This is a genomic window from Chelatococcus reniformis, from assembly GCF_014640075.1.
GTDB classification, from domain to species: domain Bacteria; phylum Pseudomonadota; class Alphaproteobacteria; order Rhizobiales; family Beijerinckiaceae; genus Camelimonas; species Camelimonas reniformis.
On the sequence record NZ_BMGG01000011.1, the window covers coordinates 313,835 to 324,293 of the forward strand.

10 protein-coding genes are annotated in these 10,459 nt (G+C 66.7%); 3 read left to right on the forward strand and 7 right to left on the reverse strand.

Annotated features, from left to right (window positions below; translation table 11 throughout):
• Nucleotides 1–29 precede the first annotated feature (29 nt).
• The 5 genes from IEW34_RS27770 to IEW34_RS27790 form a co-directional block, all read right to left on the reverse strand.
• Nucleotides 30–1,700, reverse strand: coding sequence for an ABC transporter ATP-binding protein (locus IEW34_RS27770; protein WP_188612478.1), 1,671 nt, complete (start codon nt 1,698–1,700; stop codon nt 30–32).
• On the reverse strand, nt 1,697–2,572 hold the full coding sequence (locus IEW34_RS27775; protein WP_188612479.1) for an ABC transporter permease: 876 nt from the start codon (nt 2,570–2,572) through the stop codon (nt 1,697–1,699). The genes IEW34_RS27770 and IEW34_RS27775 overlap by 4 nt, the downstream gene beginning before the upstream one ends.
• Nucleotides 2,572–3,513, reverse strand: a complete 942-nt coding sequence (locus IEW34_RS27780; RefSeq protein ID WP_188612480.1) for an ABC transporter permease — start codon at nt 3,511–3,513, stop codon at nt 2,572–2,574. Before IEW34_RS27780 ends, IEW34_RS27775 begins: the two co-directional genes overlap by 1 nt.
• A 33-nt stretch (nt 3,514–3,546) precedes the next feature.
• Nucleotides 3,547–5,034 carry an ABC transporter substrate-binding protein gene (locus IEW34_RS27785; protein ID WP_188612520.1) on the reverse strand — a complete coding sequence of 496 codons (1,488 nt, stop codon included), beginning with the start codon at nt 5,032–5,034 and terminating at the stop codon, nt 3,547–3,549.
• Between the two features lie 344 nt (nt 5,035–5,378).
• Nucleotides 5,379–6,512, reverse strand: a complete 1,134-nt coding sequence (locus tag IEW34_RS27790; protein WP_188612481.1) for a M20/M25/M40 family metallo-hydrolase — start codon at nt 6,510–6,512, stop codon at nt 5,379–5,381.
• A gap of 346 nt (nt 6,513–6,858) precedes the next feature.
• Between IEW34_RS27790 and IEW34_RS27795 the strand changes: the two genes are divergently transcribed.
• Together IEW34_RS27795 and IEW34_RS27800 are read left to right on the forward strand one after the other, a co-directional pair.
• Nucleotides 6,859–7,398 (forward strand): TRAP transporter small permease subunit, encoded by a 540-nt coding sequence (locus tag IEW34_RS27795; RefSeq protein ID WP_188612482.1) that lies wholly within the window; start codon nt 6,859–6,861, stop codon nt 7,396–7,398.
• A 34-nt stretch (nt 7,399–7,432) separates the two neighbouring features.
• The gene (locus IEW34_RS27800; RefSeq protein ID WP_188612483.1) at nt 7,433–8,863 is read left to right on the forward strand and encodes a TRAP transporter large permease; all 1,431 of its coding nucleotides are present in this window, start codon (nt 7,433–7,435) and stop codon (nt 8,861–8,863) included.
• Nucleotides 8,864–8,938: 75 nt separating this feature from the next.
• On the opposite strand, the gene IEW34_RS27805 is transcribed toward IEW34_RS27800, so the two are convergent.
• Together IEW34_RS27805 and IEW34_RS27810 are read right to left on the reverse strand one after the other, a co-directional pair.
• Complete coding sequence (locus tag IEW34_RS27805; RefSeq protein ID WP_188612484.1) at nt 8,939–9,205, reverse strand: hypothetical protein; 267 nt, start codon at nt 9,203–9,205, stop codon at nt 8,939–8,941.
• A gap of 438 nt (nt 9,206–9,643) precedes the next feature.
• Nucleotides 9,644–9,781: a hypothetical protein gene (locus IEW34_RS27810; RefSeq protein ID WP_188612485.1), complete on the reverse strand. Its 138-nt coding sequence runs from the start codon at nt 9,779–9,781 to the stop codon at nt 9,644–9,646.
• Between the two features lie 580 nt (nt 9,782–10,361).
• Between IEW34_RS27810 and IEW34_RS27815 the strand changes: the two genes are divergently transcribed.
• On the forward strand, nt 10,362–10,459 hold a 98-nt coding region (locus IEW34_RS27815; RefSeq protein ID WP_188612486.1), incomplete at its 3' end, for an NAD-binding protein.

Genomic DNA, 10,459 nt, shown 5'->3' on the forward strand with positions numbered 1-10,459 from the left:
CGGCTCCACGCTGTGCCGGCCGGCTGATGTCAGGACGCGGCCGGCGTCGGCGCCCCAGCCTCGACCGGCCGGAAGTTGGCGAAGTCCCAGTGCCGCCCGGGAGCCGCCTCGAACAGCTGGCGGGTATAGGGCTCCTTGGGCTCGGCAAGGACGAGGCTCGCAGGCCCCTCCTCCACCACCACGCCGCGCTGCATGACGATGATGTCATCGCAGATCTGCGCCGCCACGCGCAGGTCGTGGGTGATGAACAGCAGCGCCACGCCGAGCCGCTCCTGGATGTCGTCGAGCAGCTTCAGCACCTGGGCCTGCACCGAGACGTCGAGCGCCGACACCGCTTCGTCGGCCACCAGCACGTCGGGCTTCATCGCCAGCGCGCGGGCGATGGCGATGCGCTGACGCTGGCCGCCGGAGAATTGGTGCGGGTAGCGCGCCACCGCATCGGCCGGCAGGTCCACCAGACGCAGCAGCTCGCGCGCATGCGCCAGCGCCTCGGCCCTCGAGGTGCCGAAGTTCACCGGTCCCTCGGCAATGCTTTCGCCCACGGACAACCGCGGGTTGAGCGAGCGGTATGGGTCCTGAAAGATGATCTGAATGCGCTGGCGATGGGGCTGCAGCAGGCGCCGCGTCAGCTCCGAAATCTCACGCCCGGCGACGCGGATGCTGCCCGACGTCGGGTCGATGAGGCGCATGATGCAGCGCGCCACCGTCGACTTGCCCGAGCCGCTCTCGCCGACGATGCCCAGCGTGCGGCCCCGGCGCAGCGACAGGGTGACGTCCTTGGCCGCCGCCACCTCGCGCCGGCCGCCGAACAGCGAGCGCTCCTGATAGGTCTTGTTGAGGTCGTAGGTCTCGAGCACCACGGCGCCGTCGCCCTCGTCTCGGCGCGGTCGCGGCACCAGGCTCGGCACCGCCCCCAGAAGACTGCGCGTGTACTCCTGCTCCGGCCGGCGCAGGATGGCGTCGATCGGCCCCTCCTCCACCAGGCGGCCGTGACGCATGACCGCCACGCGGTCGGCGATCTCGGCCACCACGCCCATGTCGTGCGTGATGAACAGTACGGCGGTGCCGTGTTTCTCCTGCAGCTCGCGGACGAGGGCGAGGATCTGCTTCTGCGTGGTGACGTCGAGCGCCGTCGTCGGCTCGTCGGCGATCAGCAGCTTCGGCCCCATGATCAGCGCCATGGCGATCATGATGCGCTGGCGCTGCCCGCCGGAGAGGCGATGCGGGTAGGACCGGTAGATGCGCTCGACGTCGGGCAGGTGAACCTGTTCCATCATGTCGAGGATGCGCCGACGACGCTCGCCCGCGTCCAGGCGCATGTGCGCCTGGAGCACCTCGTCGATCTGCCGGCCCACCGGCACCACCGGGTTGAGCGCCGTCATCGGCTCCTGGAAGATCATCGCCATGGTGGTGGCGCGCAGCTGACGCAGCCGACGCTGGCTGGAATCCAGGAGGCTTTCGCCGACCAGCTCGATGCGGCCGCCGGTCGGCAGCAGGATATTCTTGGGCAGCAGGCCCATGACGGCGAGCGAGGTGACGGACTTGCCCGAGCCGCTCTCGCCCACGAGGCAGAGCGTCTGCGCCTCGCGCACGGTGAACGACACGCCGTCGATGACCCGGGCGGCCTTGGCGCCCGGGCCGAGCGAGACGACGAGGTCGCGGACGTCGAGGATGGCGGAACGATGCGGCGTCTTGCTCATCGCGCGCCCTCCCGCCGCTTCATGCGCGGATCGAGCACGTCGCGCGCCGCATCGCCGAGGAGGTTGATGGACAGGATCGCGACCGACAGCACCAAGCCCGGCCAGAAGATCAGCGACGGCTTGACCTGGAAGTAGGCCCGGCCCTCGGCCATGATGTTGCCCCAGCTCGGCGTCTCCGGATTGATCCCGGCCCCTAGGAACGACAGGATCGCCTCCGTCAGGATCGCCGCGGCGCAGATGTAGGTGCCCTGCACGATGAGCGGCGCGAAGGTGTTCGGCATGATGTGCCGCCACAGGATCTTCGGCAGGCTCGAACCGACCGATATCGCCGCCTCCACGTAGGGCTCCTCGCGCGCCGACAGCACCACGGCACGCACCAGCCGCACCACCCGCGGGATCTCCGGCAGGGTGATGGCGATGAGGACGCTGCTGAGGCTGGCTCCGGACAAGGCGACCACGGCGATGGCCAGAAGAATGCTCGGTATCGCCATCAGCGCATCCATGAAACGCATGACGATGGCGTCGAGCCAGCGGAAGAAGCCGGCGACGAGCCCGATCGCCAGGCCGAAGCCGATGCTGATGATGGCGGAGCCGACGCCGATCAGCAACGAGATGCGGCCGCCGTAGAGGATGCGGGACAGCACGTCGCGGCCGTAGCCGTCGGTGCCGAGCAGATACGCGGCGCTCGCCGGCTTCAGGCGGTTGGCCGGCACCAGTTGCACCGGATCGTGAGGCGCGAGCCACGGCGCCAGCAGCGAGACGATGATGATGAGCCCGAGGCAGACGGCGGCGATCACCGAGATCGGGCTTGCCACCAGCGAGAACCAGGCCGGTCGCGGCCGGGCCGCGGCGGGTAGCGCCTGATCGGTCATCAATACCGGATCCTCGGATCGAACAGGGTGTAGCTCAGGTCGATGAGGAGATTGACGGCGACATAGAGCCCGCTGGTCAGGAGGATCATGCCCTGAATCACCGGGAAGTCCCGCGCCAGGACGGCATCCACGGTGAGCCGGCCGATGCCCGGGATGTTGAACACGCTCTCCGTGACGACGACGCCGGAGATCAGCAGGGTGAAGCCGGTGCCGATGACGGTGACGACAGGAACGGCGGCGTTGCGCAGGGCGTGCCGCAGCAGCACCTTGGTCTCGCCGAGGCCCTTGGCTCTGGCCGTACGCACGTAGTCTTCGCCGAGCACCTCGAGCATGCTCGCCCGCGTCATGCGGGCGATCAGCGCGATATAGATGAACGACAGCGCCACCGTCGGCAGCACGGCTCGTTCGAAGAACGGGCCGAAGCCGCGGGTGATGCTGCGGAAGCCCTGCACCGGCACCCATTTGAGGTCGATGGCGAAGACCTGGATCAGCACGTAGCCGACGACGAAGACGGGCACGGAGAAGCCGAGGACGCAGAAGGCCATGACCACCCTGTCGATCCAGGTGCCCTGCTTCCAGGCGGCGAGCACGCCGAGCGGCACGGCGACGACGACCGACAGCAGAATGGTGGAGATGGCGAGCGTCAGGCTGGGCTCGAGACGCTGGCCGATCATCTGCGCCACGGGAATCTGCGAGATCAGCGAGACGCCGAGGTCGCCATGCAGCAAACGCCCGACCCAGGTGGCGAATTGCACGTAGATGGGCTCGTTCAGCCCCAGCGTGGCGCGGATGCGCTCGAGTTGCTCGGGCGTGGCCGAGTCGCCGGCGATGATCGCCGCCGGATCCCCCGGGGTCAGCCGGAGCAGCAGGAACACGAATACCGCGACGCAGCCCATGACGGGCACCGCCGCCAGAATTCGCCGGATGATATAGCCTAGCATGACGACGCCTGCGGCGGGCGGATCAGAGAGCGCTCAATCGGCCTTCTCGATGTTCCAGAACACCGGTACCGCCGGCCCATCGAGCACCCCCTCGAGCTCCTTGCGCCAGGCGCTCGGCCCATTGTACTGGCCCAGCGGCAGATAGGTGACCTGCTCGAAGACCCGCGCCTGGATCTCGGCCGCGATCTTCTTCTGTTCGGCCAGATCGGTGCTGCGGGCAAAGGCGTCGCGCAGCTTCTCCATCTCCGGGTCGTCCGGCCAGCCGAACCAACCGCCACTCTTGCCCCGGCCGCTCAGAGTGACGTGCACGACGGGATTGGCGATGTCGGCACCGACCCAGTTGGTGAAGAACATGTTCCAGCCGCCTTCCGCCGGCGGCTTCTGGCTGGCGCGGCGGGTCACCACCGTCTGCCAGTCGGTCGACTGCAAATCGACGTTGAAGCCCGCCTGCCGCAGCAGCTGCGCCGCCACCACCGGCTGAGCCTTGAGCGCCGCCACGTCCGTCGGTGCCATGACAACGATGGGCTTACCGTCGTAGCCCGATTCGGCCAGCAGCTTCTTGGCCTCGGCCATGCCGTTACCCTTGACCAGGCTTTCCGAGCCCACCTCGGTCGCCAGCGGCGTGCCGCAGCCGAAGATGGCGCCGCAGATCTGCTGGTATTTGGGGTTGCCGATCAGCGCGTCGAGCACGTCCTTCTGATTCATGGCCAGCAAGGCCGCGCGCCGTACCTTGATGTTGTCGAACGGCGGATAGAGGAAGTTCATGCGGCCGAGCGTCTGCAGGCCGAGGGAGTTGAGCACCCTGACGACGATCTCGTCGTTCGACTCCAGCGCCGGCAACAGGTCGATCGGCGGCGCCTCGAAGAAGTCGATCTCACCGGACTGGAGCGCGTTCACCGCGGTCTGCGAGTCCGGCATGGTCAGCCATTCGACCCGGTCGACCTTCGCCACTTTGCCGCCGGCCAGCCAGCTCGCCGGCTCGCTGCGGGGCACATAGTCGGTGAACTTCTCGTACACCGCTTTCACGCCCGGCCGGAATTCCGTCTGCACGAACTTGAAGGGGCCGGAGCCGATCTGCTCGGGGATCGCCTTGTCGGCGGGGGTCTCGGCGATGCGCTTGGGCATCATGAAGGGAACCAGCGACGAGGGCTTGCCGATGGATTCCAGCACCAGCCCGTACGGTTCCTTGAGCTTGAGCGTCATCGTCTTGGGGCCGGTGGCTTCCAGGCTCGCCGTGAAGTCCATGAGCTTCTGGCCCATACCATCGCGCTTGGCCCAGCGCTTGAGCGAGGCCACGCAGTCTTCGGCGGTCACAGCCGCGCCGTCGTGCCACTTCAGCCCATCGCGCAGCGTGAAGGTGTAGGTGAGCTTGTCGTCGGAGACGGTCCAGCTCGCCATCTGCGGCTGCACCTTGAAGTCGGAGTCGATGGCCAGCAGCGTGTCGTAGACCATGTAGCCGTGGTCACGGGTGATGTACGCCGTCGTGATCAGCGGATCGATCACCCGCAGATCCGAGTGCATGACCGCGGTCAGCGTCTTGGCCTGGACAGGAGCTGCCACCGTGACCGAAGCCAGAGCAATGGAGAGGTAAATGCCTCGCGCCGCAGAGCGCAAACTACGCGTCAATACACCGGTCGTCACGTCGGCCTCCGCTGTTGAACTGGCTCGCCGCGCAATCTTACAAATCTTAGCACGGTGTCGCGCAAGCTATACCTTTTGCTGCCCTGCGACGTAGAATGCAACTCCCGTACCACCCTCGCCTCGTGAGGCGCGCCCGCTCCACGAGCCCGACGCGTCGGCCGGGACAGCGCACGAAGTGCAGCACGCATCATGCCCATATCCTGGGCATGATGCGCAACAGCGCGTCAATCGAGCGTCGCCAGGAGGCCCGCCATCAGCCGGCCGCGGTCGACCAGGCTCTGAACCACGATGTGCTCGTCGAGCGTATGAGCGCCGCTGCCGAGCACGCCGAGGCCGTCGAGCGTGGGGATTCCCATGGCACCGGTGAAGTTGCCGTCCGAGCCGCCGCCCTGGCTGGCGTGCGGCAGGTCGAAACCCAGTTGCCTGGCGAGCGCCTTGGCCTTTTCGTAGAGGGCCATGGTGCCCGGCGTGCCCGGCGGCCAGACGGGGCGCGTGACGCCGCGCGTCACCTTGAAGGATACCTCGTTGGCGGTGCCATTGAGCGCCAGCATGGCTTCCACGCCCTTGTCCAGGTCCTCCTGCCGCTTGGCCATGCTGAGCGCCTCGCCGCGGCAGCTCGACGATACGCAGTTCACCCATTCGCCGCCGTGCACGATGCCGACGCTGAAGGTGCAGTCCTCGCTCGTCATGCCCTCGATGGCCAGGATCTGCCTGGCCATCTCGCGGATGGCGGAGCGGCCGTCCGCCAGCCTCGCTCCGGCGTGACTCGGCCGCCCCGTCGCCTCCAGATCGAACCGGGCGATGGCGTAGCGGCCGGTGACCACGCCGTAGTCGACCAGCGACGGCTCCGGCACCAGCACGTATTTATTGCGCGACGCCTCCATCTCGATCAGGCCGCGGGTGCTCGGCGTGCCCACCTCCTCGTCGGGCGTGAACAGCACGGTGATCGGCAGCGGCGTGGCGATTCCAGCCTGCGCCAGTTGCCGGATTGCCTCGAGCGACATGTAGTTGCCGCCCTTCATGTCCATGATGCCCGGCCCATAGCACTTGCCCGCCTCGCGCCGGAACGGCAGCTTCGCCAGGGTGCCGATGGGATGCACGGTGTCCACATGGCCGGCGATGAGGATGCCGGGCTCGCCGGCGCGCGGATGCGGGAAGCGGGCGCGCACACAACCGCCAAAGCCCATCCGGCCTGGTATGCGCTCGATCGTGGCGCCGGATGCCGCAAGATCCGTCGCCGCGAGATCGATCATGTGGTCGACCGCCGTCGCGTTCCAGGTCGGGCTCTCGCACTCCACCCAGCTGCGCAGCCCATCGATCATGGTGTCGGCATCGAATGGCAATTTGGCAAATGTCACGGGCAGCTCCTCCGGCGTCAGGCCAGCGGGCGACGCTGGGCTAGGATTGCCGCGTTCCGCCCCGCTGCCTAGTGCGCTTCGCGCTCCACATTCAAAGATGAGGGGCAATTTCTGCGCCATTGGATGATCCCCGTCCGATGGCGATATGCTCGGGTGCCTGGGCCATTGCTGCTGTTTTCGGCCAGCGAGCCCGGACAGGCCAAGCGTCGGCCGCGCGAAACGGCGACCGTTGCGCGCGTCCGACCCCTCGTGTCATGGAGAGACAGGCCGCTCACGGCTTGAGCGAAAGTCGTAATGGCAGCCGGCGTGGAATGATCTACTGCTGAAGGCAGCTTAGGGGAAGCGTATGCAGGGCCTCCTGCGGCTCAGCCGCGGAATCGATTTTGTCAGCAAGCAGGTCGGAGGCCTCGCCAATTGGATGGTGTTGATCACGGTGCTGGTCAGCGCCGGCAACGCGACGATTCGCTACCTGTTCAATTCCAGCTCCAACAGCTGGCTCGAGATCCAGTGGTACCTGTTTGGCGCCTTGGTGTTGCTTGGCGCCTCCTACACGCTGCAGCGCAACGAGCACGTGCGCGTCGACCTCATCTATTCGTCCGTGTCGGATCAGGGGCGGCTGTGGATCGACGCGGTCGGCTTCACCCTGTTCTTGCTGCCGGTGACCATCTTCCTCACCTGGCTCACATGGCCGTTCTTCCTGGCGTCCTTCAGATCCGGCGAGTATGGCCTCAACGCCGGCGGCCTCATCCAATGGCCCATCAAGCTGATGCTGCCCCTGGGCTTCGGCCTGCTGACGCTGCAGGGGCTGTCGGAGTTGATCAAGCGCGTCGCGGCTCTGACCGGCAGCGTCGCTATCGATACGCACTACGAGAAGCCGCTGCAGTGATGCAGGCGTATCCGCGCGGCAGGACGACCGGCTGATGTTCTCTCATGGCGTGATGCCGCCGCTGATGTTCGGCGGGATGATCCTCTTCATGCTGATCGGCTTCCCGGTCGCGTTCTCCCTCTCGGCCGTCGGCCTGTTCTTCGGCGTGGTGGGCATCTGGACCGGGCATTTCAGCCCCGATTTCCTGCATGCGCTGCCGCTGCGCTTCTTCGGCATCATCTCGAACGACCTTCTTCTGGCGATCCCGTTCTTCACCTTCATGGGCGCCATCCTCGAACGTTGCGGGCTGGCGGAGGACCTGCTGGAGGGCACCGGGCAATTGTTCGGCGCCATCCCCGGCGGGCTCGCGTATGCGGTCATCCTCGTCGGCGCGGTGCTGGGCGCAATCACCGGCACGGTCGCCGCATCGGTGATCGCCATGGGCGTGATCTCGTTGCCCGTGATGATGCGCTACGGCTACGACATGCGCCTGGCAACCGGCGTTATCGCCGCCTCCGGCACGATCACCCAGCTCATCCCACCCTCGCTGGTGCTCGTCGTCCTCGCCGATCAGCTCGGCAGGTCGGTCGGCGACATGTATCTGGGAGCAATCGGTCCCTCGATCCTTCAGGTCGCCATCTTCGTCCTTTTCATCATCGCGCTGTCGATCGCGCGCCCGTCGAGCATGCCGCCGCTGCCGCCGGAGGCCCGCGGTGAGATGGGCTGGCAGCTGATCGCGCGCGTGCTGTGGGGCATGATCCCGTCGATCGTGCTGATCTTCCTCGTCCTGGGCACCATTTTCATGGGCCTGGCCACGCCGACCGAGGCGGGTGCCATGGGCGCCGTCGGCGCCCTGGTTCTTGCTGCGCTGCATCGGCGGCTGACGTGGAAGCTTTGCTACGAAGGCATGGAATCGACCATGCGCCTCACCGCCATGGTGGTGTTCATCCTCATCGGCTCGACCTGCTTCAGCCTGGTCTTCCAGGGCATGGACGGCAGCCGCTGGATCGAACACCTGCTGACCGGCCTGCCGGGCGGCCAGATCGGCTTCCTGGTGTTCGTCAACATCTTCGTGTTCCTGCTGGCGTTCTTCCTCGACTTCTTCGAGATCGCCTTCATCATCATCCCGCTGCTGGTCCCGGTCGCGGCCAAGCTCGACATCGATCTGATCTGGTTCGGTGTGCTGCTCTGCGTCAACATGCAGACGAGCTTCATGCACCCGCCCTTCGGGTTCGCGCTGTTCTACCTGCGCGGCATCGCGCCGAAGAGCGTCAAGAGCTCGGATATCTATTGGGGGGCGCTGCCCTGGGTGGGCATGCAGCTGATCCTGGTCGCCATCGTGATCTTCTGGCCGCAGTCGGTCACCTACTGGCTGACCCCGCAAAAGAAGGTGGACGACAAGGCGGTCGAGCAGCAGTTTCAGAACCTGCAGGGCGGCGGCCTGGACGCGCCGCCCGCTTTCGACGTCAAGCCGCCGAAATTCTGATCGGGGGCGACGAAACCGCCAATTCTCTCCCCCCGAGACGACGAGCGGGAGGGGGCGGAGCCGCCTCCTTGCCCGTCATCGGGCCGCGAACAGCTCCGGAAAGGTGCTCCGCACGATCTGCTGCATGCCGCCGGCCGGGGTCGCCATCGACCGGAGGAGCGTCACGGTGCGCTTCGCGGCATCGTCGAAGGCGAATTGCGGGTTGCTGAACGTGCAATTGGTGAACATCGGCAACGGACCGCCGCGGTAGATCAGCGCGCAGGAATCGAACGTGCAATTCACGAACTGAACCCCGTCGATATCCACTCGCACCTGCTGAAAACGTTCGCCTTCGCGTCTCATCTCGACTCCTCACCATTGCCCCGGCCAGGGAGGCAGGCCTGCTGCCACACCCCTGGCAACAGATCCCAGTTGCGCCGGTCCTGTTAAACTCGACGCGGTCCCGACGGCATGCGCTGGAGCACATTGGGACGGCGCCTATTCTGCTTTCAAGCGGCCGACAGGTGCCGGCGCGCCGTTTCCACCTCTCTGTCGCGCGGCCGAGCGATGGCGCGGTGAAGCCGTACCTGCGCCAAGGCCGCGGCCTACAAGCGCGAACGGGCTCATCGAGGCCCGGCCACGCTCGGTTGTCGAAAACGCCCGGCGCGGCAAATCGTTGCAACCCCGCACCGATGTCCACCGCGGCGGCACATGCCCCACGGCGGATAGAGCGACGAGGGTCGACGCCGTCCCGCGCGCGGGACGGAACGGCCGTCTGCACCGCGTCGTGCCGGTGGGTGGCTAGTTGGCTGAGCCGGCGGTCTTGGCCGCGAGCAGAAGCGCGTTCTCGATCGACTCGCGCAGCTCCCGCAAGGCGTGCTCGGAGCACTTGAGATAGGCAACGGTCCCCATCACCATGGGAATGCTGCCGTTGCTCAAGGGGATGGGTCGCCCCACGACCAAGCCGAACGTGAAGGATCCGTGCGACGCGCCGACTGCGGATACGCCGTCGAATGAGACGATGGGCGCATGCTCGGCGCCGGATACGGTGGGAACCGGCCGAGTTTCAGGAGTATCAGTAGCCAAATGCGGTCTCCGGCGATCGCTGCTCGTCGGCGAAGGATCCCCTGCTCATCGCACGGGAGCGGCCATTGTGGAAGCCTCCCGGGGAAAGGATGTTCCGCGCGGCCACGGCCGAACACCGGAACCTGAGGCCGGCCTGTGGCAACCCGCCAGGCCCAGCGCGACCATGCCAAGGCGCCGGGGAAGGCCCGACTGCGCAGGCAGCGCCGAACTCAGAGCGCAAGAGGCGCGGCCGGCACGACACTAGATCTCCACGAAAAGGGGGCAGCGAAGGCCAGCGATCCGCGCCCGTGCCCGTCGCTTTTCGGATTCGCCCCATCGGCTTTGCGCTTGACGGCGAAGCCGGATCGGTGGCCAACAGGCCGCAGCCGTGCGGATGCGTGCCACACGACCGGCAAGCCGGGGCTGTGCACTCTCAGGGGAAGTTTGGGCAACGATGCGTGTAGCGATGATCGGGTCCGGCTATGTGGGCCTCGTTTCGGGAACTTGCTTTGCCGACTTCGGCCATCATGTGACGTGCGTCGACAAGGATGC